16 protein-coding genes and 1 pseudogene are annotated in these 21,555 nt (G+C 70.5%); 7 read left to right on the forward strand and 10 right to left on the reverse strand.

The features are described 5' to 3' along the window. The first annotated feature begins 49 nt into the window (after positions 1–49). Entirely contained in the window at positions 50–892 is an 843-nt protein-coding gene (locus tag QMO76_RS11390) for an alpha/beta fold hydrolase (RefSeq protein ID WP_306361207.1), read from the forward strand. On the opposite strand, the gene QMO76_RS11395 is transcribed toward QMO76_RS11390, so the two are convergent. Continuing rightward, entirely contained in the window at positions 870–1,235 is a 366-nt protein-coding gene (locus tag QMO76_RS11395; protein WP_372341961.1) for an MmcQ/YjbR family DNA-binding protein, read from the reverse strand. The two genes, QMO76_RS11390 and QMO76_RS11395, sit on opposite strands and share 23 nt — an antisense overlap. Positions 1,236–1,470: 235 nt before the next feature. Between QMO76_RS11395 and QMO76_RS11400 the strand changes: the two genes are divergently transcribed. After that, entirely contained in the window at positions 1,471–3,768 is a 2,298-nt protein-coding gene (locus tag QMO76_RS11400) for a LuxR C-terminal-related transcriptional regulator (protein WP_306361209.1), read from the forward strand. A 349-nt stretch (positions 3,769–4,117) separates the two neighbouring features. On the opposite strand, the gene QMO76_RS11405 is transcribed toward QMO76_RS11400, so the two are convergent. Next, positions 4,118–4,414 carry a hypothetical protein gene (locus tag QMO76_RS11405; protein ID WP_306361210.1) on the reverse strand — a complete coding sequence of 99 codons (297 nt, stop codon included), beginning with the start codon at positions 4,412–4,414 and terminating at the stop codon, positions 4,118–4,120. Between QMO76_RS11405 and QMO76_RS11410 the strand changes: the two genes are divergently transcribed. After that, positions 4,413–4,703 (forward strand): HNH endonuclease signature motif containing protein, encoded by a 291-nt coding sequence (locus QMO76_RS11410; RefSeq protein WP_306361211.1) that lies wholly within the window; start codon positions 4,413–4,415, stop codon positions 4,701–4,703. The genes QMO76_RS11405 and QMO76_RS11410 overlap by 2 nt on opposite strands. 439 nt (positions 4,704–5,142) lie before the next feature. Here the strand turns inward: QMO76_RS11410 and QMO76_RS11415 are convergent, their stop codons facing one another. The 4 genes from QMO76_RS11415 to QMO76_RS11430 form a co-directional block, all read right to left on the reverse strand. After that, entirely contained in the window at positions 5,143–5,664 is a 522-nt protein-coding gene (locus tag QMO76_RS11415) for a DinB family protein (RefSeq protein WP_306361212.1), read from the reverse strand. A gap of 35 nt (positions 5,665–5,699) precedes the next feature. Continuing rightward, a complete protein-coding gene (locus tag QMO76_RS11420; RefSeq protein ID WP_306361213.1) occupies positions 5,700–6,554 on the reverse strand; it encodes an alpha/beta fold hydrolase in 855 nt (284 codons plus the stop codon). Further along, the gene (gene hsaA / locus QMO76_RS11425) at positions 6,555–7,715 is read right to left on the reverse strand and encodes a 3-hydroxy-9,10-secoandrosta-1,3,5(10)-triene-9,17-dione monooxygenase oxygenase subunit (RefSeq protein ID WP_306361214.1); all 1,161 of its coding nucleotides are present in this window, start codon (positions 7,713–7,715) and stop codon (positions 6,555–6,557) included. It abuts the gene before it with no gap. 143 nt (positions 7,716–7,858) lie between these two features. Continuing rightward, entirely contained in the window at positions 7,859–9,367 is a 1,509-nt protein-coding gene (locus tag QMO76_RS11430; protein ID WP_306361215.1) for an FAD-dependent oxidoreductase, read from the reverse strand. A 166-nt stretch (positions 9,368–9,533) separates the two neighbouring features. Between QMO76_RS11430 and QMO76_RS11435 the strand changes: the two genes are divergently transcribed. Then, on the forward strand, positions 9,534–11,918 hold the full coding sequence (locus QMO76_RS11435) for a PEP-utilizing enzyme (RefSeq protein ID WP_306361216.1): 2,385 nt from the start codon (positions 9,534–9,536) through the stop codon (positions 11,916–11,918). Positions 11,919–12,119: 201 nt separating this feature from the next. Continuing rightward, entirely contained in the window at positions 12,120–13,514 is a 1,395-nt protein-coding gene (xylB, locus tag QMO76_RS11440) for a xylulokinase (protein ID WP_306361217.1), read from the forward strand. A gap of 20 nt (positions 13,515–13,534) precedes the next feature. On the opposite strand, the gene QMO76_RS11445 is transcribed toward xylB, so the two are convergent. Further along, entirely contained in the window at positions 13,535–14,401 is an 867-nt protein-coding gene (locus tag QMO76_RS11445; RefSeq protein ID WP_306361218.1) for a family 43 glycosylhydrolase, read from the reverse strand. A gap of 46 nt (positions 14,402–14,447) precedes the next feature. Between QMO76_RS11445 and QMO76_RS11450 the strand changes: the two genes are divergently transcribed. Next, positions 14,448–16,730, forward strand: coding sequence for a M20/M25/M40 family metallo-hydrolase (locus QMO76_RS11450; protein ID WP_306361219.1), 2,283 nt, complete (start codon positions 14,448–14,450; stop codon positions 16,728–16,730). A 105-nt stretch (positions 16,731–16,835) separates the two neighbouring features. Further along, a complete protein-coding gene (locus QMO76_RS11455; protein ID WP_306361220.1) occupies positions 16,836–17,930 on the forward strand; it encodes a winged helix DNA-binding domain-containing protein in 1,095 nt (364 codons plus the stop codon). Positions 17,931–17,933: 3 nt separating this feature from the next. Here the strand turns inward: QMO76_RS11455 and QMO76_RS11460 are convergent. The 3 genes and pseudogenes from QMO76_RS11460 to QMO76_RS11470 form a co-directional block, all read right to left on the reverse strand. After that, positions 17,934–18,512: pseudogene (locus QMO76_RS11460) on the reverse strand (TetR/AcrR family transcriptional regulator); the annotation flags it as partial. A 53-nt stretch (positions 18,513–18,565) separates the two neighbouring features. Next, entirely contained in the window at positions 18,566–19,399 is an 834-nt protein-coding gene (locus QMO76_RS11465) for a tyrosine-protein phosphatase (protein WP_306361221.1), read from the reverse strand. Beyond that, positions 19,389–21,554, reverse strand: coding sequence for a pyruvate, phosphate dikinase (locus QMO76_RS11470; protein WP_306361222.1), 2,166 nt, complete (start codon positions 21,552–21,554; stop codon positions 19,389–19,391). Before QMO76_RS11470 ends, QMO76_RS11465 begins: the two co-directional genes overlap by 11 nt. Position 21,555 lies beyond the last annotated feature (1 nt).

The raw sequence follows: 21,555 nt of genomic DNA on the forward strand, positions 1-21,555 counted from the left end.
CCAGACTAGAGCAAACGCACTAGAGCGTCTGCTCTACCGGAGGTCCGAGATGCCCACTGTCGATATCGCCGCGGGTCGAATCCACTATGCCGAGCGCGGCGAGGGGCCACCCGTGGTGCTGCTGCACGGCCTGTTCATGAATCACACCGTGTGGGACCGGGTGCTCGACCGGCTGCCCGAGGGGTTCCGGTACCTGCTGCCGGATCTGCCGCTGGGCGCGCATCCGGAGCCGATGCGGGCGGACGCGGATCTGAGCCTGCGCGGCCAGAACCGGATCATCGCCGACTTCCTCGCCGCCCTGGACCTGCGCGAGGCGACCCTCGTGCACAACGATTGGGGCGGTGGACTCTTCCTCACCGCCTACGGGCTGGACGAGCGGGTCGGGCGGCTGATCATCACGCCGTGCGAGGCATTCGACAACTTCCCGCCCGGATTGCCGGGCAGGATGTCCGTCCTCGCGTCCTATGTGCCGGGCGGACTGTGGTTGGCGCTGCGGCAGCTGCGGATATCGTGGCTGCGCGACTCCCCGCTCATGTTCGGCCGGATGGCGCGCCGGCCGCTGCCGGACGATGTGGTGCACGGCTGGACCGAGCCCGGGCTGCGGGACCGTCGCATTCGCCGGGATCTGCGGTCCTACACCCGATCCGGACTCCGCAAGGCCGAACTGATCGCCGACACCGAAGCGCTGCGGAACTTCTCGGGCGACGCCCTGGTGCTGTGGTCCGCGGCGGGCAAGGTGATGCCGCGTGAGCACGGCCGCCGCCTGGCCGAGCTGCTCCCCCGTGGGCGTCTGGTCGAGATCGACGACGCCTACGTGCTGTCCATGCTCGACCGCCCCGAGGCGGTGGCCGCCGCCATGACGTCCTTCCTCACGGGAGCCGCCGCGCACTGAGCCACTGCCGGGCCCGGGTGGCGGAGGCGCGCGACAGCCACGCGTCCTGCACCACCTCGGTGAGCTCCCGCAGGCTCAGCTCACCGATGCGGCTGCCGCGCACCAGCACCGAAAGGTGCCCGTCGAAGTGCGGGGTGGTGAAGAACGGCGTGTCCGGATCCTGCACCAGGGCGAGTTTGTCCGAAGGCGAGGGCACCCAGAACACGATCACATCGTCGTAGCGCTCCCCGGTCGCGGGATCGAAGGCGTCGGGCCGGGGATTGCGGAAGAAGATGAACGATTTGCGACCGACCTGATAGACCGGCCGCCCGCCCGCCGCGTGGTCCACGGTGACATGCGGCATTCCCAGGGCGAGTTCGTGCACATCGTCCAGTCGGGCGCGTCGCGATCGGCCGGGCACCGGTTCAGTCTAGGCGGGTACCGACCACCGCCGCGGCCGATGCGGTCGCCGAGGGGCTGGAGATGCCCGCGTCGACCGGCCGCCACGGCACGATCCCGCCACGAGGCCCTGTCCGATTCTTCCGGCTTTTATTCGCGGGTTCTGGCCGGGACAGTGCGCGATACCTTAGGTTGATCCCATGGCGCGGCGTGTCATCGGAAACCTCGCTGAAGAGGTCACAAGTTTCGTCGGCCGCCGCGACGAGCTGGCTACCGCGAAGCGACTGCTGCCCACCACTCGGGTGCTGACCCTGCTGGGGCCGGGTGGCATGGGTAAGACCCGGCTGTCCCGGCAGATCGGGAAGTTGGTGGCCCGCGCGTTCCCGGACGGCGTCTGGCTGGTGGAACTGGCCGATGTGCAGGATCCGAACCTGGTGACACTCAGCGTGGCGGAGGCGCTGGAGCTGCGCGACGAGACCACGGCTCCGCTGCCCCGGCTCACCGAGTTCCTGGCCGACAAACGGCTGCTGCTCGTGCTCGACAACTGTGAGCATCTGATCGACGCGTGCGCCGCGCTGGCGGGTCGGATCATCGCCACCACACCGGATGTGCGGGTACTGGCGACCAGCCGCGAGGTGCTGGGGATTCCCGGCGAGCAGGTGATGCCGGTCCCGCCGCTGCCGGTGCGGGAGGCGGGGTCGGACGAGGACAGCGATGCCATGCGCCTGTTCGTCGAACGGGCCAGCGCGGCGAACCCCGGATTCGCGGTGACGGCGGCGAACCGCCCCGTACTCGCCGAGATCGTGAAACGCCTGGAGGGTATGCCGCTGGCCCTCGAACTGGCGGCCCTGCGCCTGCGCATGTTCACCCCCGAACAGATCCTGGCCCGGCTCGACGACACCATGGATCTGCTCAGCGCCGGACCGCGCACGGCCCCGCAGCGCCAGCAGACCATCGAGGGCGCGATCCGCTGGAGCTACGACCTGTGCACGCCCGCGGAACAGCTGCTGTGGGAACAGCTTTCGGTGTTCGCCGGCGGTTTCGACATCGACGCCGCCGAGGCGGTGTGCGATCTGGGCGGCGCGTCCCTCATGGAGGCGCTCACCGGTCTGGTGGACAAATCGGTGCTGACGCCGCGTTATGACGGTGCGGTGGGCCGGTATTCGATGTTGGAGCCGATCCGCCAGTTCGCCGCCGAACGACTGGCCGGACGCGGCGACCTACAGGCCGTGCGGACTCGCCATCGCGAGCACTACCGTCAGCTGGCGCTGCGCGGCCAGACGGCCTACTGGACGGGCGAGGACGTGGCCTGGTTCCGCGACCTGACCCGCGAACACGCGAATCTGCGTGCGGCACTGCGCTCCGGACTCCAGGACGAGCCACTGGCCACCATGGAGACGGTGAGCGTGCTGCGCCCGTTCTGGGAGCACCACCGCTTCCTCTCCGAGGGCTACCGCTGGCTCACCGAAGCACTCGAACTGAACCCCGAACCCACCCGCGCCCGCGCCCGCGCCCTGTCCTCCGCGGCCTCCCTGGCGGCCCTGCTGTCCGACCAAGCGTCCGCGGCCCGCCTGGTACACGAATGCCTGGCGCTGGCAACGGAAATCGGCAGTACCGACCTGCTGCCCGAGATCAACCTGGACCGCTCCCTGCTGGCCTTCACCGAGGGCGACGGCACCCGAGCACTGGAACTGGCCCGAACCGCCATCGACCTGGCCGTCGACACCCGCCAACCCGCCATCGAAATGGACAGCCACGCTTTCGCTTTCATGTGCGCGGAGGTCACCCACGCCACCGGCGGCGCGGAACTGGCCGAACGCTTCCTGAAGCTCACCGAGGATTCCGGCTCCCACCTGCTGGGCGGCCTGGCCCTGTGGACCGTCGGCATCGTGCACTGGCGACGCGGCGACCACGACACGGCCGCCCGGTACCACGGCCGCTCCATCGAACAGCTGGCGCTGTTCGAACGCTGCGTCTGGCTGGCCTCGGCCTTCGAGGGCCTGGCCTGGACCGAGGCCGCACGCGGCGAGCCACACCGCGCCGCCCGTCTCATGGGCGCTGCCGAAACCCTGCAACGCAGCACGGTCCGCCTCGCCCACCACATCACCAGTGTCATCGCTGACGAGGAACGCCGCCGGGTGCGAGAGGCACTGGGCGACAAGATCTTCCGTGAACAGTTCGACGCGGGAGCCAAACTCCCGCTGGAAGACGCCATCGACTACGCCCTCGGCCGCACCCCCGCCCCGATCATCGAACCCGAACCCCGCAAACGCCCGCCACACACCCCCGCCACGACCACCGCCGAGACCGACGTGCTCACCCGACGGGAAAAGGACGTCGCCCGCCTGATCGCCGCCGGGTACAGCAATAAACGCATTGCCACCGAATTGGTGATTTCCACTCGCACGGCGGAAACGCATGTGGAGCACATTCTCACCAAGCTCGGATTCACCTCCCGCACGCAAGTTGCGGCGTGGGTGCACGAGCACGGGCTGTGAATCCAGTCCGGAACAGACATTTCGGGTCTGAATATCCGCAGTTCGGATAGCCTGTTCGCTTCTGCCGCAACCGATTCCGCGATAGAATAGACGCATGAATCCGGGGGAGGAAATCCACGACACCAGCGGTCTCGCCGCTGTGCGCGCGGGCTTGACCGCGTTGCAGACCGTGGACCTCACCGGCCTCACCGATAGCGAGTTCGAGGGTTTGCTGGCCGAGTTCGAAACCTGCCGCCGCATAATCGAATCGGTATCGCATCGCCTGCTGATCGAGATCGGGGACCGGGACCTGCCCCGCATGCTCGGCCGCCGGGGCCTGCACCGGTATCTGGTGGAAACCCTGCGCCTGTCACGGTTCGAGGCCGCCTCCCGCATCGACGCGGCCGAAGCGTTGGGGGTGTTCCGCGAACCCAGCGGCGCGGTGCGCGAACCGAGCCTGCCGGGCGGCGTCGGCGAGGTGGTGTTCGGCGACCGCGCGGGTGGCGGTGTCGACGGCGTCGGGGAGCCGGTTCATCACTCGTATGACCGCGCGGGCGTGGGTTGCCGAGATCGCGCCCTCGGACTGGGCGGTCGCGGTGGCCAAGGCCGCGATCGAGCGCGGCTGCACCCGCCCCGGCCGCACCGCTGCGGCGACGATGTGCGCCATGCACCACATCGTGCCGTGGGCGACAGGCGGTCCCACCGATATCGACAACCTGACCCTGGTCTGCGACAGCTGCCACGCCCACATCACCGCCGACCCCGACGACCCGCACGGCTGGGCCACCGACACCACCCCACCCGGATCAGCACTGGCCGGACGCACCCGGTGGCGGCCCCCGATCGGCATCGACCCGGCCCGTCGCCCGCAGGTCAACCACCTGCACCACCCCGAACACATCCTGGCCGAAAGCATGAAACGCTACCGTGCCAAACTCACCCACCTGCGCAACTAACCCACCCACCCCGCAGCCGCACACGAATACCGTGCGCCCGCAGCACCCTTTCAGGCGCACGGCCACCGTGCCGCTCCCGGGGTGCCCGCACTCGTTCCCACCCCTCAGTCGTGGCCGCGATCGGCCTCGGCCGCCGAGCGCACGAATATCTCACCCTTCTCGATGAAAGCACGGCCCGAACCGGCATAGCCCTACCGAAGCGTCCGCCCGCTACTCACGCCTGACAACCACATCCAGCCCAGGCCCCCGAAGTCTCGAAACGCCCCCACAGCCAGTCCGCCCCCCGGAATCGCAGCCCACGGCACCCAACCCGGCGTCAGCGAAAGCCAGGAAAGGCACCCAACCCCACCACACTATTTCTCTTCATCTCTGCAGCAACACCCCCGCACGAGAGCGGCCGCACGACAACAGCACATGGACAAGGCCGAAACCCTCCCACTCAATACCCCACAACCCGATCCACCCGCTCCCGCAGCAAATCAGCATGCCCCAGATGCCGCGAGTACTCCTCGACCATGTGCAGATAGATCCACCGCAACGACAGACCCCGCCCACCCCGAGGATGCTTCACGGTGCAGTCCAACGGAAGCCCCGCAACAGCCTTGTCGCACAATGCGATTTCCTCGCGATACAGTGCGATATCCGCCTCCGCGTCCGCTGCCGAAACATCGTCGAAGTCGCCGTCCCGATTGGATTCGGTGCAATAGACGTACCCCACCCGCTCCCCCGCCCCCGTCTGCCGGAACCACCCGCGCTCGACCTCGGTCATATGCCGAACGAGGCCGAGCAGCGACATCGAGGACGGTTCCACGCTGCGTGCGGTGAGTTGAACTCCGTTGAGCCCCTGGCACTTCCACAGCAGCGTGTCGCGGGAGCGGTCCAGGAACGACTGGAGCAGGGTGCGTTCGTCACCGACGAACGCCAACGCGCGGCGGTCGACTTCCGGTGCGGTCCAAGTCATTCTCGCAATCTAACGCGACCGACGCACCGACACGGTCACATTCCCCGGGTGAGGAAGTCGATCACCGCGCGTTCGAACGCGTCCTTGCGCTCGACCTGCACCCAGTGCCCGCAGCGCGAGAAGATCCGCAGGTCGGCATTCGGGAGCTGACGGGCCGGGAACAATGCGCCCTCCACCGGTGTGACGCGGTCGTCGCGTCCCCACAGCATGAGGGCTTGGTGCCGAACGCCTTTCAGGCGCACCCACAGCGGCAGCGGTTCGGCCATATTCGGGTCGTAGAAGGTGGCGTAGGCATCGGCCAGCGCCTTGGACTGTGCGGGGTCGGTGGCCGCCGCCGTGCGGGCGGCGATCAATTCCTCGGTCAGCACCGCCGGATCGAAGACCATGGTCCGCAACCAGTCGATGGCGCGTCCGGCCGTCGGATCGGCATTGAAGGCCATCAGCCGGTTGATGCCCTCCGACGGCTCCGGTCCGAGGATGTTCACGCCCACGCCGCCGGGAGCCATCAACACCAGCCGGTCCACCCGCCCCGGATGTTCCAGCGCGGTCAGCGTCGCGACCCCACCGCCCATGGAATTGCCCAGCAGACTCGCCTTGTCGATGCCCAGTTCGTCCAGCAGCGCGATGACCGCGTCCATGGCGATGCGCAGATAGTTGCGCTCGTACACCTCCGGCCGCCCGCTGGCACCGAAGCCCGGTTGGTCCAGGATCAGGCAGCGGAAGTGCCGGGACAGCGCTTCGAGGTTGGCCCCGAAATTGGCCCAGCCCGACACCCCCGGCCCGGAGCCGTGCAGAAGTACCAACGGCGCACCGGATCCCGCGTCGTGATACCGCAGTTCGATACCGTCCACGCTGAACCGGCGCGAGGTGCCCTCGGCGGTGAACGTCATCTACAGCATCCGATCCGTGACCTCGAGCCCCATGGCTCCCTTGCCGAACATGGCGAGGGCGCGTTCCACGTCGTTGATGGCGTGCACGCTTCCGGCGTGCGCGTCGCGCCAATGACGTTCGATGGGGTTGGGGCGGCGGATGGAGTGCCCGCCGGAGTTCTTGAACAGCAGGTCGATGGCCTCCAGCGCCCGTTCGGTGCCACGCACCTGGTCCCGGCGCGCCCGCAACCGCGATTCGAACGGAATCTCCTCGCCCGCTTCGGCATAACGCAACTGCTCGCCGATATTGCGTTCCATCTGGAGGATCGCGGCGTCGATCTCCGACGCGGCGCGCGCGATGCGCACGTGGGCGAACGGATCCTCGGCCACCTTCTGGCCGCCGTAGGACAGCCGCACCCGCTCCCGCTGCCGCGCGATATGCGCCTCGTATGCTCCCTGCGCCGCACCGACGATGGGCGCGGTGATGGTGTTGGAGAACACGCTGCCGAACGAGATCTTGTACAGCGGAGCGGTATTCAGCTCCTGGCCGGGGCCGACCAGATTCGCCTGGTCTTCGGCGCTGTAGGCACGGTAGGCGGGTACGAACGCCTTGTCGATGACGATGTCGTTGGAGCCGGTGCCCGCCAGACCCGAGACGTCCCAGACGTCCTCGATGACGTAGTCGGTGCGCGGCACCAGCACGGTGAAGTAGTCCATGCCCTTGTCCGAGGGCACCAGCGCGCCCAGGAACACCCACCGCGCGTGGTCGCAGCCGGAGGAGAAGCTCCAGCGGCCGGAGATCTCGTAGCCGCCCTCGACCGGATTCAGCTTGCCGGTCGGCGCGTACGAGGAGGAGACCAGGGTGTCGGGATTCTCGGCCCACACGTCCTGTTGGGCGCGATCGTCGAACAGGGCCAGCTGCCACGGGTGCGCGCCCAGCACCGACGCCACCCAGGCGCTGGACGGGCAGGCGGTGGCAATGGCGCGAATCACCTCGTAGAAGGCCACCGGCGACTCCTCGGCGCCCCCGAACCGCGCGGGCTGCAACATGCGGAACACCCCGGCCGCGGACAGCTCGGCGATGGTGGCGTCGGGAATCCGCCGCTGCTCCTCGGCCTGCACGGCTCGTTCCCGGATCGCGGGCAGCAGGTCCCGGACCCGATCGAGCACCTTGTTCGTCATTGAGCTGTTCCCTCCTGGTCCAGTGATTCCGATTGTCGACGCTATGGCCGCCGTCGCGCGGCGATCGGGAAAAGTCCCGGTGATCGGAACCCTCGGCCCGCTCAGCCGACGCGGCGACACCTCGGCCGGGCGGCCGGCCCCGGCTATTCGTTCCGGGCGGCGGCGGTGCCCGCGCGGCGTCCGAAGAAGGTGCCGTCGCCGAGCGACGTGCCGCTGATGTAGCCGAAGCCGTGCAGCCCGTTGGCGACCCGCCCGGCGGCGAAGAGGCCGCCGAGCCGGTCGCCGCCCAGATCCAGCACGTGCCCGTCGAGATCGGTGTGCAGTCCGCCGAGGGTGAAGACGGAGGCTCCGGTGCCGCGCCGGTCGCCGGATTCGGCGGGCGGACGCACCCCGGCCTTCACGTCGATGGCGGCCAGCGGCGGGGTGAGCGGCCGCAGCCAGCGAGCTGCCTTGTGGAAGTCGGGATCGGCTCCACGCGCGGCGAATTCGTTGTACCGGCGCACGGTGTCGACCAGCGCGCCGGACGGTAGGCCGGTCAGCTTCTCCAGTTCCTCGGGGGTCTCGCCGACATGGGTCGGCCGCACCCCCCAGCGCTGCGGTTCGGGCACCGCCTCGAACCCCTCCTCGTCGACGATCACCCACACCGCCGTGTCACCACCGGCCCAAGCGCCACCCAGGTTCTGCCGGTACAGCGCCGCCTGCCCGATCCGCCCGGGATAGGTGTCCTCGTTCACGAACCGGCGGCCACGTGCGTCGACCACCATGCCGCGCGCCGCGAGCCCCGGGATCAGCGATATGCCCACCTGCCCGGCACCCATGTGCCGTACGCCCGCCCCGAGCGCCTGCGCCATGAGAATGCCGCTGCCGTCATCGGTTCCGGCGCTGACCTTGGTGTGGCCCAGCAGGTGTGGCGCGTGCGCGGCGAGCATGGCGTCGTTGTCGACGAATCCGCCCGTGGTGAGGATGACGCCGCGCCGGGCGCGGATGGCGATCTCCTTGCCGTACCGGCGCGCGACGACCCCGAGCACGGTCCGATCCTCGGCGACCACGAGATTAGTGACGTAGGTGTCGAAAAGCGTTCTGGCTCCGGCCGATTCGGCGGCTTCGGTCAGGCATTCCATGAGCAGGTTCCCACCGAAGTCCTGTGTGGCGGGCCGGTGCCCGCGCGGTGCCGGTCGCGCCGATTCCGTGAACGGCCAGCTGTTCTCGCCCAGCCACATCAGCCCGTCGTCGGTCGGCGGCACCCAGGTCGGGGCGTCCCACAGACTCAGGTTGAACGGGACACCGCGGTCGACCAGCCAGTGGTAGTGCTCGACGCTGCCCGCGCAGTACTCGGCGATCTTGGCCGGGTCCGCGCTCGGCCCCAGCGCGGCGGTCAGGAAGGCCGCCATATCGTCGGGGGTGTCGTCGAATCCGCACGCCCGCTGTACCGGGGTGCCGCCGCCGAGGTAGATCTCGCCGCCCGACAGCGCGGACGCGCCTCCGGCTCCGCCCGCCCGATCCACCACCAGCACGCGCGCCCCGGTCCGCGCCGCCTCGAACGCCGCAGCGGCACCGGCGGCGCCGTACCCGACCACCAGCACATCGGTGTCGATGTCGAAGTCGTCGACCTCGGTCGCCGCCCGTGTTGTCACAGCTTTCCGCACCGTCATGGATTACGACGGTCCCCGCGCCGCGGGAACGGCATAGCGGCGCATCTTGCTCAATGACTCTCCGATCCCGTTGATCGGGACTGGGAACCGTGGCCGGTCAGCGCAGTGGCGATGGTGTGTGAACGGCGTCACGTGTGGTTGGGACGCCTCACGAGGAGGAGAGTCGATGCGGATTCTGGTCACCGGAGTCACCGAACCGAGTGGTCGTGCCGTGGCACGCATGCTGGTGGCGGCGGGCCACGAAGTGGTCGGCCTGGACCGGCGGCGGCACCGCTACGTGGACCCGCGGGTCGCGGTGACCGTCGGCGACCTGACCGATGTGCGGGTGTGCGCTGAAGCGGTGGCCGGTGCGGATGCGGTGGTGCATCTGGCCGGCGGCGCGGTCGCGGGAATACTGTCCGCCGTTCGCGATGCCGGTGCGCGCATCGTGGTGCCCGTCGCGGCGGGCCTCGATACCACGGTGGAGCGCACGGTCACCGGCAGCGGCGCGGACGCGCTCATCGTGCGCACGCCCGTGGTCACCGGCCGCAGGGTGGACCGAACCAGCTGGCGCGCTCTGGAATCCCTGGCGGGCGCGCGTGCCGATCACGCGCTACAGGTGCTGCACTACGACGATCTGGAGCGCTTCCTGGTGCTCGCGGCCGTGTCCCAGCGCAGCGGCGTGGTCGGATTGGCCGCTCCCGGTGAGGTTTCCGGTGACGACGTGCGCCGCATCCTGAAGGAGTCCGGCGTGCGGTATTCCGCCTGGCTGCCGCGCTCGTCGGCCCGGCGCACCCCGGTGGACACCACCGCCGCCCGGGACGAATGGCAGGTCCGCTACGGCTGGACCGCCCGGGAGGTGGTGGCCGACGTGGCGCGCGGCCTGCACGGCCGCAAGGCCGACGGCACCGGATTCCGGGCCCGGCGCGGCGCCATTCCGCTGCCCAGCCACGTGGTGCCGCAGTCGGCCCCGACCTCCGACGGCCATCCGCTGGTCTGCGCCGCACCCGAGGGCTTGCAGGGCGAATTCGACGATCTCGTCGACGAGCGCATCCCGGTGCACACCGCCACCAATACCTCCGAGGCGCTGCCCGGCCCGCTCACGCCGCTCACCATCGATCTGCAGGCCGGTGCCATCCGGCTGGGCAACGAGGCCATGGGCAGGATGATCGCGCTGGAGGGAATCGCCTTGGAGCACTGGGTGTCCCGGGTGACCAGTGTACTCGGCCACCATATGTACATCAATCCCTCCATCGGTGTGTTCACCGCCGAGAACATGCCCGGCTGGGACGAGGAGAGCATCCGCAAGGACGTCTACGGCGCGATCGGCGATATGGAGCTGCATCCGCTGGGCCGTCCCCCGATGGCGGGCGGCCGCCTCGGCACCCTCAAGGCCACCGGGCGGGTGGCGGCCACCGCGCTGAGCTATCGCCGGACCGCCGAGCACATCAACGCCGCATCGCATACCGAATCGCTGTCCCGCGAACAGATTTCGGAGCTCACCGACGAACAGCTGCACGCGCGCGCCCTGCTGTGGCGCGACCGCCTGAATCAGGCGTGGCAGACCGCGGCCATCGGCGTCATGATGACCGGCGCGGCCACCGCCGTGCACAAGGGCGAGGTGAAGATCGACCCGGACCGGCTGGAATCGGCCAAACCCATGCTGGCGGTGGAGCGGCTGGCGGCCCTGTGCCGCCGCGACGCCGGATTGCACGAGGTAGCGCGTACCGGCGATGTGGCCGCCGCCCGGGAGAAGTCGCCGGAGTTCGCGGCGGCACTGGACGAGGAACTCGCCAAGGTGGGCCACCGCGGCCCGGGTGAGTGCGAACTGCTCAACCCGACCTTCGGCGACCGCCCCGAACTGCTGGTCGCCGCCGCCGCGCGGGCCGCGGAGGTGCCCGCCCCGCAGCGGGAACCGGTGCCCGCGCCGACCGCCCGCACCGCCCGGATGGCGGTCGGCGCGACCGTCTACCGTGAACGCGCCCGCGACGCGGTCGTGCGCATCACCGACAACCTGCGCATGGCCACCCGGGAACGCGCCGCGCGTCTGGTCGCCGGCGGCAAGCTCACCGAGCCGGACGACTCGGCGTTTCTGACCCTGGACGAGATCCTGTGGGCCCCGGCCGATCTGAAGGAGCGGGTGGCGCGACGCCGGGCGGAGCGCATCCGGCTGAAGGCCATCCGCATGCCGGACCTGGTGAACGGCCACTGGGTTCCGGAGGAGATCGAGGGCGCGATCGCCCTCGGCGACACCCTCACCGGGCTGGGGGTGAGTCCCGGGGTGGTGGAGGGCACCGTCAAGCGCGTGCTGTCCCTCGACGACGATATCGAGCCCGGTGACATCCTGGTCGCCGCGGTGACCGATACCGGCCACACGGCCATGTTCGCCTATGCCGGGGCCGTGGTCACCGATATCGGCGGCGCGGCCTCGCATGCCGCCATCGTGGCCCGGGAGTTCGGCGTGCCCTGTGTGGTGGACACCAAGACCGCCAGCACCGGCCTGTCCGACGGACAGCGCGTGCGGGTGGACGGTGCGGCCGGAACGGTGACCCTGCTGGCCGACGCCGATTAGCCACCCCGCGTGGGCCGGAACCCACTGCCGGTGCCGTGTGTGGGACGGTACCGGCCTTTCGCCTGTCGGCGGGCGGGCCGACCGCGGGCCCCGATCCCCGTATGTGCCCCCTCGATGGCGGAAAACGCACCGGTCCCGAGCGCGGCGGGTGCAATCTGGATATATGCGCGCACCCGGGAGCACAGATATCGAGGCAGCGCGATGACGATCGTCGCCGGAGTGGACAGCTCGACGCAGTCCTGCAAGCTGGTGGTGTGTGACGCCGACACCGGAACCGTGATGCGGCAGCGGCAGATTCCGCATCCGGACGGTACCGAGGTGCCGCCCGCGACCTGGTGGGAGGCGCTGCGCGCGGCGACGGAGCAGATGATGCGCGAGGTGGCGGCCCTCTCGGTCGCCGGGCAGCAGCACGGCCTGGTCGTGCTCGACGCGGCCGGGTATCCGGTGCGGGACGCCCTGCTGTGGAACGACACTCGTTCCGCGGAGGCGGCCGCGCAACTGGTCGGCGAGCTGGGCGGACCGCAGGCGTGGGCCGATGCGGTGGGCAGTGTGCCGCTGGCCGCGCATACGGTGGCCAAACTGCGCTGGTTCGCCGATCACGAACCAGAACTCGCCGACCGCACCTCGAAAGTGCTGCTCCCGCACGACTATCTGACCTGGCTGCTGCGCGGCGGCGACGCCGATACCGAGCCGACCACCGATCGCGGGGACGCCTCGGGCACCGGCTACTGGTCACCGGCCGCGGGACACTACCGCCGGGATCTGCTGTCGCTCGCCTTCCGCGGGCGCACCCCGGAGCTGCCCCGCGTGCTGGCACCGGCCGAGATCGCCGGGCACACCCCCGGCGGCCGGGTGGTGGCGGCGGGCACCGGCGACAATGCCGCCGCCGCACTGGGGTTGGGAATCGAGGAAGGCGATGTGGTGGTGTCGCTGGGCAGCAGCGGCACCGTCTTCTCCCGATCGGCGCGTCCCAGCGCCGACGCCAGCGGTGCGGTGAACGGTTTCGCCGATGCCACCGGCGCGTTCCTGCCGCTGGTGTGCACGCTCAATGCCGCCCGCGTACTGGATTCCACCGCCGCCCTGCTCGGCACCGATATCTCCGGGCTGGAAGTGCTGGCGGCCCAATCTCCGCCGGGCGCGGACGGTCTCACCCTGCTGCCCTATCTCGCCGGTGAACGCACCCCGAATCTGCCGCATGCGGCGGGCAGCCTGCACGGCTTGCGCCCGCACACCATGCGACCGCATCACCTGGCGCGGGCCGCCATCGAGGGGATGCTCTGCAATATCGCCGACGCCCTGGACCGACTGCCGACCGTGCCCCGCCGCATCCTGCTGATCGGTGGCGCGGCGCGGTCGCGGCTGATCGCGCACACGGCGGCGGTCATCTTCCACGCCACGGTGACCGTGCCCGAACCCGGGGAGTACGTGGCCCGGGGTGCGGCCCGCCAGGCGGCGTGGGCTTTGCGCGGCAGCGACCGCCCGCCCGCCTGGCCCAGTCCGCGCGCCACCGAGTTCCCGCCTCCCGCCCGGAGATTCGGCGACGCTATCCGGCAGCGCTACGCAGAGGTACGGGACATGTACTACCCGCCCGCGTGACCGGCCGACACCGCACCGGATCACCGATCGCACTCCCCGCCCGGCATCAGCAGCGGGGCCAGTGACACGCCGCCCTGAGCCCAGCCCGCGCTCGTCACCCACAGCTCGCCGTCGTCGACCACTTCGACCGCGTGGGCGCGGATCCGGCCCACCCGGTCGCTGGGGCGGAAGTGGAAGGGACTCTCGCCGCGAAACACCTCGGTGCCGACGTATTCCGGACGGGGGCCGATGAACAGGTACCAGATCCCGTTGTGGCGCAGGACGAACGGCGATTCGGTGTTGCCGGCCTCGGTGCCGGTGAGCGGGTCGGCGTAGGCGATGCGGCGCGGCCCCCAGTGCACGAGATCGGGGCTGACCCGGTAGGCGACCACATGGTGGCCGCCCTCGGGATCGCTGGTGGCGCAGTAGTACATCACCCACAGCCCGCGAATCCGCAGCACCATCGGGTCGCGGGCGTCGTAGCCGTCGTGGAACAGCGGACCGTCCGGGTGCCTGGTCCAGTGGAACAGGTCCGGAGAGGTCGCCAGGTTGATGGCGGTGGCGGTGCGGTCACGACCCCCACCCGAATAGAACATCCAGTACATGTCGTCGGCGTAGACGACATGCGGCGCCCACAGCTGCGTCTCACCGTAGTCGGGGTCCACCAGCAGGGCCGGATCGCGGGTGATCCACGGCCCGTGCAGCGACCGGGCGGTGGCATGGGCGAATACCGTTTCGTCGAACGGCGCGGCCGGTTCGGCGTGGGTGATGCCGAACAGGTGCCAGCCGCCCTCGGTGTCCCGGATGATGGTGTGGTCGTTGATGTACCACGGTTCCGACAGTCCCTCGCTCGGGTCGTAGATGCGGGTGAAAGCACCCGCGGACACCTCGATCGCAGCTCCGCGCATCTCCCCAGTGTGACCTCCCCGCGCCCGCTATCACCACGATCCGCGCATGATCGTGGCTACGATCGAGATCGTGCGGTCAGGATCGCGGTTCCCCGGTGTGCTCGCCTTCGTCCTGCTACTGGCGGTGGCGGCCGCGGTGGCCTGGGAACAACAGCCGCGCGGCTACCGTGACGCCGCAGCACCCGTCGAGGTGTTCAGCGCCGAGCGGGCACTGCGGACCGTCGAGGCCATCGCGTCGCGACCGCATCCGATCGGCAGCGCCGAACACGACCGCGTGCGTGACCATCTGGTGGCGCAGCTGCGGGAGCTGGGCCTGGAGACCGAGGTCCAGGAGGGCATCGGGCAGTGGCCCCGGGCCTTCCAGCGCGCGGGATTCGGGATGGGGCGCACCGCCAATATCGTGGCGCGCATGCCCGGTACGGCCGCGACGGGCACGGTGTATCTTGCGGCGCATTATGATTCGGTCCCCTCCGGGCCGGGCGCGAATGACGACGGCGTGGGTGTGGCGGCCATTCTGGAGGCGGTGCGCGCCCTGCGCGCGGGTGAGATCTCGCTGCGCAACGACCTGGTCGTCCTGCTCACCGACGGCGAGGAGATGGGCTTGCTCGGCGCGGAGGCGTACGTGGCGGCGGGTCTGGACGGCAGCCGACCCGGCGTGGTCGTCAACCACGAGGCGCGCGGCGCGGCCGGACCGGTGCTGCTGTGGCGGATCACCCACCCCGACAGCCATCTCATCGACGCCGTCGCCGACGCGCCGTACCCGAACACCGACTCCCTCTCGACCGCGCTCGGCGGTGCCCAGACCAGCAGCAATACCGATTTCGTCGCGCTGGAGGCGGGCGGCCTGCACGTACTGGACTGGGCCTTCGCCGGCAGCAGCGCCTACTACCACAACCGCCTCGACGATCCCGCGCACGTGCATCTGCCGACGGTGCAGCAGATGGGCGAGAACACCCTCGCCCTCACCCGCGAGTACGGCAACACCGATCTCGCGACGCTGAACACCGGTGTCGATCGCGCCTATTTCCAGCTGCCCTTCGGCGTGCTCGTCGTCCTCCCGGTGTGGGTGATCATCGCGCTGACGGTGCTGACCGTACTGCTGGTGGGCTGGGTGGTCTGGCAGGCGCGTCGCCACGGCGAGACGCGGCCGCGGGCGATCCTGCTGGCCGGGCTCACCTTCCTGCTCGCCGTGCCCGTCGCCGTGGGCGCGGTGTGGGCGCTGTGGCAGCTGCTGCGATTGCTCCGGCCCGAGTACGCCAGCCTCGGTCCGGTCGATCCGTATCGGCCGGAGAGCTACTACGCGGCGGTGCTGGCGCTGCTGGTCGCGGTGCTGGCGGCGTGGTGGGCGCTGGCGCGGCGGCTGTTCGACACCACCGCGACCGCGGTCGGCCTGCTCGGCGCGGTGACCCTGACCGGGGTGGTGTGCGCGGTGCTGGTTCCGGCGGGGGCGCAGATACTGATCGTGCCGACCTGCGCGGCGGCGGCGGGCGTCGTCCTCACCTTCCTGGTGCCGCAGCGCTGGAAGCTGGTGGCGCTCACCGGCTTCCTGCTGCCGGCGGCGGTCTTCCTCGGCGGCGTGACGTGGCCGGTGCTGCAAACCGGCCTCGCCACCGCGCCGTTCCTGGTGGCCCCGCTGGTGCTGCTGCTCGGCGGCCTGCTGACGGTGACGCTGGTGCGGGCGTGGCCGCCGCGGCACGGCTGGCTGATTCCCACGGCGGCGCTGGCGCTCAGCGTCGCCCTGGCGGCGCTCGGGTTGACCGTGGACCGATTCGACGACGAGCACCCGATGCCGACCGAGCTGATCTACGCGCTGGACGCGGATTCCGGTGAGGCGCGCTGGCTGTCCCCGCGCGAACCGGATTCCTGGAACGACACCTATCTCGACGACACCGCGCCCGCCGGACCGTTCGCGACCCTGTGGCCCGCGGCGGTCGCGAGCGGTCCCGCTCCGGCCCAGGCGCTCTCGGCTCCGGTCGCCGAGATCCTCTCCGACACCACCGATGCCGGGCAGCGCACCGTGCGACTGCGCCTGCGCTCGACCCGCGACGCACTGCGTCTGGATCTGCACTACGACACCGAGATCCGCGCGCTGCGGGTGGCCGGGCGCGAGGTGACGCCCGTGCCCGCCACGAACTTCCAGTTCTGGGCGCCCCCGGCCGAGGGGCTCGAGGTCGAGGTGGTGGCGCCGGCGGGGCCGCTGTCGCTGCGCGTGCTCGATCACACCTGGCTCACCGATACCGGCCTGACCGCCTTCCCGGACCCGCCGCGCCATGTCTACCTGCGGCAGAACAGTCTGGCCGCGGTCTTCACCACCGTGCGGGGACTGTGAAGCGCACCGGCGGGCGATCGGCCGTGGACACCGTGCGCCGCGACACCCCGCATCCGGCGATCGACCAGGACAGCAGCCGACCTATTTCCGCGACAGCATGGCGGTATGACGACCGAAATCTCACTGCGCCGGTTGAACCGCACCCTACTCCAGCGCCAACTGCTGTCCGAGCGGGTGGACATGCCAGTGACCGACCTGATCCGGCAGCTGATCGCCGTGCAGGGGCAGGAGCCGAACTGGCCCTACGTGGGACTGTGGTCCCGACTCGCCCGCTTCCGGCCCGACGACCTCACCGCACCGCTGCGGGACCGGACGGTGGTGCGGTCCACCATGATTCGGCGCACCGTACACCTGACCACCGCGCAGGACTACCGCTGGTTGCAGCCGACGGTCGCGCCCATGATCGAGTCGATGCTCGGGGCGGCCTATTTCCGCGAAGCCATGACGGCGGTGGCTCCCGCCGAACTGGCGGCGGCCGGGCGGGAGCTGCTGACCGGCCGCACGGTGCCGCGCCGCGACCTGGGACGCCAACTGGCGCAACGGTTCACGACACCGCATCCGGGCCGCCTGGCGCAGGCGCTCACGGCGGTGCTGCCGCTCGTCCACGACGCCGAGGCGGGCGCGTGGGGCGGGTGGCGCAATCGCCGGGTCGCGGTCGCGCTGGCCGAGGACTGGCTCGGCGCACCGCTGGCGGCCGAACCCCGGCGCGACGCCCTGGTGCTGCGCTACCTGGCCGCCTTCGGCCCCGCCGGCGTCGCCGATATCCAGGCGTGGTCGGGTCTGTCCCGGCTGGCCGAGGTGGTGGCGCGGCTGCGTCCGCAGCTGCGGGTGTTCCGCGACGACACCGGGCGCGAACTGTTCGATGTACCCGATGCGCCGCTGGCCGATCCGGAGACGCCCGCTCCGGTGCGCCTGCTGCCCGCCTTCGACAACGCCCTGCTCGGACATCGCGATCGGCGCCGGATGATCAGCGACGCCGACCGCGCGCGAATCGCCGCCGAGGCGTCCGCCGGGGTGCCCATGTATCTCGTCGACGGATTCGTGCACGGCCGCTGGTCATTGGACGGAGCAACCGTCCGAATCATCCCGTGGCATCCGCTCTCGGCCGCCGATGAGGCCGCCGTATGTGCCGAGGCGACGCGGCTGATGCCCTTGGTCGCGCCGGGCGAGGACGGGAAGGTCGTCGTCGAGCGGCCCTGAGCCGGGCGGGCGGTGTGCCTCGATCAGCATGCGGCCCAAGCGTTTCGCACGCTGCGCGGCTTGTCCGTCACCTTCCGCGGCGGCGATGATCGAGCCTTTCATGAGGATGTGGAAGGCCCGCGCGAAGTCGTCCGGGTCGATCAGCCCGGCCTGTTGGGCGCGGCTGCGGACGATATCGCAGATGGTGCCGAGGTGTTCGATCCCGGCCCTGCCGATGGGGTGTTCCGCCCCCATCTCCAGGAGCACGTTGATGAAGGTGCACGCGTCGAAATCGGCCGAGGCGAACCATTCCTCGAAGACGTCGAAGATGGCGAGCAACTGCCGCACCGGTGTCGTACCTCGGGTACGGGACTGCTCCTCCACCAGCGCGAAGGTCCACAGTTCCTCACGCCGCCGCAGCACGGCGAGCACCAATTCGTCCCTGGTTCGGAAGTATTCCGCGAGCGCGCCCGGGGCGACACCCGCGCGCACCGCCACTTCATCGGTATCGACATCGCGGATGCCGCGCCGAGTGAACAATTCGTACGCGGCGGCGACAATTCGTTCCCGGACTCCGACAACCGCGTGCCGGCTGGTTGTCATACCTCGAGCATACGACCGCGCCGACCGTCCGGCGACGGGTCGGCCGGACGGATTCACATCGGCGGCGCCACCAGCGTGGCGCGCAGTCGATCGAGTTCGGCCACCGAAAGCCCGTTGGCCAGCAACCATTTCGCCGCGCCGCCGCATTCGGTGCGCATCCGCTCCAGGAAGCGGAGCATCACGTCCGGTTCGACGGCGAGGATACCGGTGCTGACCGGTGGCAGTCCCGCGTAGGACGGCAGTGCGTCGAGCCGGTCGCGGACCCTGGCCATGCGTTCGTCGGTGAGTGCGTAGTCGTGGGCGATGGCCTCGGGCGTCACCCCGACGGCGTCCAGCAGCACCGCCGCCAGCACCCCGGTGCGGTCCTTGCCCGCGGCGCAGTGGAACAGCAGTGACCGTCGGTCCGCGTCGATGACGAGGCGCACGATCTCGACGATGTGCTCCGGGCTGCCGCGCAGTAGCCGCCCGTACAGTTCCACCAGATCCACCCGGGACTTGTCGGGTACGAGATCGCGGGCGGCCAGCGAGGATCGCGGCGATGCGCGGATGGGCAGATTGGCGATGGTGACGGCCGCCGTGGCGATCGGCCCGTAGCCCTCCCGCTCCACCTCGTCGGGCAGGCGCAGGTCGACGACCGTGCGCAGGCCGAGCTCGCCGAGCAGGAACTCGATATCGGCGGCGGTCGCCTGCTGGAGCGTGCTGGAGCGGTACAGCACCCCGAAACGCGTTGTGCCCCCGCCGATGACGGGGAGTCCGCCCAGATCCCGCAGGTTGTCGATCTGGGCGAACTCCACCCACCGCCGCCCGGCGGCGCGGGGATGCGCGGAGCCGCCGGGCGCGGAGTTCTCGTGGTGCGCCGAACCGGTCGCGGGGGCGTCAGTGGGCACGACCGGCCGCCGCCTCCTCGGCGCGGCTGCGGCCGCACAATCCGATCAGGTCCTCGTGCAGTTCGAACCACACCGTGTGGTAGCTGTCCATGATCGGCCGGGCCACCCAGGCGTGGTCCCCGGCGGCAATGCGCTCCAGTGCGCGGTCCAGGCGGTCGGCGTAGCGGCCCAGGCGCGGCGCGATATCGCCGAGTCGCCCGATCAGCGGACGCAGCCGCTGGTGGGCGACGGTGAGCCGGGCCAGGACGGCGGCGTCGTACTCGGTGTCGGTGTGGTCGTTGACGGTGTCGGCGTCGGTCATCTGCCAGTCGGTGATGATGACCTTCAACTCCTGGTTGTAGACGCAGAATTCGTCGTAGGCGGCCGAAATCGCCGTGTGGTCGACGGTTTCGCGTTCGTCGGCCAGCAATCGTTCCAGGTGCGGGCGCCCGTCCGGGGTGAGCCGGAAGCCCGCGGGGGTGGTGGCGCACAGACCGGCCGTCACCAGATCCGCGCAGCGGGCGGTGATCTCGTCCACCTCGGCGGTCAGGCTGGCGGCCAGGTGTTCGGCGCTCGCCCGGCCCTTGATGCCGACCAGGCGCAGCAGCTCGAGGTCGGTCACCGGCGGCACGGCGGTCGAACCCGGCTGCCGTTCAGCGGATTCCGGTGCGGTCGTGCGCGTCTCGAGCTGTGTCGCCAGATCGTCCGGCGTGGTGCCCGCCCACGCGGCGAGCCGCGCGACATCGGCGAGAATGCCCGCCTCGACCGGCTTTCCGGCGACCTCACCGGGCCACACCACACCGGCGCCGCCGTCCACGGTGACGGTCCGTCCGGTCAGCGCCGCGACCACACCGGAACCGCAGCCGACCACGCACGGGCGGCCCAGTTCCCGGCTGACCAGCGCCGCGTGCGAGGTCGTGCCGCCCATTTCGGTGACGACGGCGCGGGCGGCGATCATGCCGTGCAGGTCGTCGGGACTGGTGGTGGGGCGCACCAGGATCACCGCCTCGCCCACCCGAGCGCGGGCCTCGGCCTCGTCCGGATCGGTGACGACCAGCCCGGAAGCCAGTCCCGGGCAGGCGGATTCGCCACGTGCCAGGGGCCGCTGACCGGTGGTGTCGCCGGAGGCGGGGCGCAGCACCTCCCGCACCTGATCGGGGCTGATCCGACGCAGTGCCTCCGCCGCGCCGATCATCCCCTCGTCGACCATGGCGACCGCGGCGCGCACGGCGGCCCGGGCTGAACGCTTGGCCGGGCGCGACTGCAACAGCCACAGGGCGCCGGACTCCACCGTGAACTCGATGTCCTGGATGTCGCGGCCGTCGCGTTCCAGCAGATCCGCGGCGGCGATCAAGCGCTCGTGCACGTGCGGCTGAGTGGCGGCCAACTCGTCGAGCGGACGCGGCGTGGTGCGACCGGAGACCACATCCTCACCCTGCCCGCCGACCAACCACTCCCCGTAGGCCGGGCCGTCGCCGGTATTGGGATCGCGGCTGAACAGCACTCCGGTGCCGGACGATTCGTCGAGATTGCCGAACACCATGGCCTGCACGGTGACCGCGGTCCCGAGGCTGTCGGCGACACCGCGATTGCGCCGGTAGGTCTTGGCGCGCGGGGAGTCCCAGGAGCGGAAGACCGCCTCGATCGCACCGCGCAGCTGCTCCCACGGGTCCTCCGGCACCACGCCGTGCTCGTCGCCGAGCACGGTCTCCCGATACTGGGTGAGGAAGCGCCGCCGGGTGTCGTCGGCATAGGCCGGATTACCGGACTCCTCGGCCAGCGCCCGCCGCACCCCCTCGGTCATCCCGAGATTGAGGACGGTGTCCATCATGCCGGGCATGCTGACCGCCGCGCCGGAGCGCACCGAGACCAGCAGCGGGCGGGCCGCACCGCCGAAGTCGCGGCCGGTGCCGCGTTCGATCATGGCGATGCCCGCGCGCACCCGCGCCCAGATCTCGTCGGCGATGCCGCCGCGACGGCGGTGGTCGGCCCAGCCGTCGGTGGTGATCACGAAGGCGGGCGGCACCGGCAGCCCGAGTGCCCGCATGTGGTCGATGCTCCACGCCTTGCCGCCGATCCGCTCCCGCGACAGGCCGCAGCGGCCGTCGAGTTCGACGACGGTCCCGGCGTCGGCCGCCACATCCGGTCGCTGGGCAAGCTCCGCTCCCGCGGTCATA

Origin of the sequence: Nocardia sp. CC227C (assembly GCF_030767025.1) — a bacterium.
Classification (GTDB): Bacteria; Actinomycetota; Actinomycetes; order Mycobacteriales; family Mycobacteriaceae; genus Nocardia.

Bases quoted from the DNA above. Each gene is read 5' to 3' on its own strand.
- QMO76_RS11390 (WP_306361207.1), top strand. From the start codon at position 50: ATGCCCACTGTCGATATCGCCGCGGGTCGAATCCACTATGCCGAGCGC.
- QMO76_RS11395 (WP_372341961.1), bottom strand. From the start codon at position 1,235: ATGCCGCATGTCACCGTGGACCACGCGGCGGGCGGGCGGCCGGTCTAT.
- QMO76_RS11400 (WP_306361209.1), top strand. From the start codon at position 1,471: ATGGCGCGGCGTGTCATCGGAAACCTCGCTGAAGAGGTCACAAGTTTC.
- QMO76_RS11410 (WP_306361211.1), top strand. From the start codon at position 4,413: ATGCACCACATCGTGCCGTGGGCGACAGGCGGTCCCACCGATATCGAC.
- QMO76_RS11405 (WP_306361210.1), bottom strand. From the start codon at position 4,414: ATGGCGCACATCGTCGCCGCAGCGGTGCGGCCGGGGCGGGTGCAGCCG.
- QMO76_RS11415 (WP_306361212.1), bottom strand. From the start codon at position 5,664: ATGACTTGGACCGCACCGGAAGTCGACCGCCGCGCGTTGGCGTTCGTC.
- QMO76_RS11420 (WP_306361213.1), bottom strand. From the start codon at position 6,554: ATGACGTTCACCGCCGAGGGCACCTCGCGCCGGTTCAGCGTGGACGGT.
- hsaA (WP_306361214.1), bottom strand. From the start codon at position 7,715: ATGACGAACAAGGTGCTCGATCGGGTCCGGGACCTGCTGCCCGCGATC.
- QMO76_RS11430 (WP_306361215.1), bottom strand. From the start codon at position 9,367: ATGACGGTGCGGAAAGCTGTGACAACACGGGCGGCGACCGAGGTCGAC.
- QMO76_RS11435 (WP_306361216.1), top strand. From the start codon at position 9,534: ATGCGGATTCTGGTCACCGGAGTCACCGAACCGAGTGGTCGTGCCGTG.
- xylB (WP_306361217.1), top strand. From the start codon at position 12,120: ATGACGATCGTCGCCGGAGTGGACAGCTCGACGCAGTCCTGCAAGCTG.
- QMO76_RS11445 (WP_306361218.1), bottom strand. From the start codon at position 14,401: ATGCGCGGAGCTGCGATCGAGGTGTCCGCGGGTGCTTTCACCCGCATC.
- QMO76_RS11450 (WP_306361219.1), top strand. From the start codon at position 14,448: ATGATCGTGGCTACGATCGAGATCGTGCGGTCAGGATCGCGGTTCCCC.
- QMO76_RS11455 (WP_306361220.1), top strand. From the start codon at position 16,836: ATGACGACCGAAATCTCACTGCGCCGGTTGAACCGCACCCTACTCCAG.
- QMO76_RS11470 (WP_306361222.1), bottom strand. From the start codon at position 21,554: ATGACCGCGGGAGCGGAGCTTGCCCAGCGACCGGATGTGGCGGCCGAC.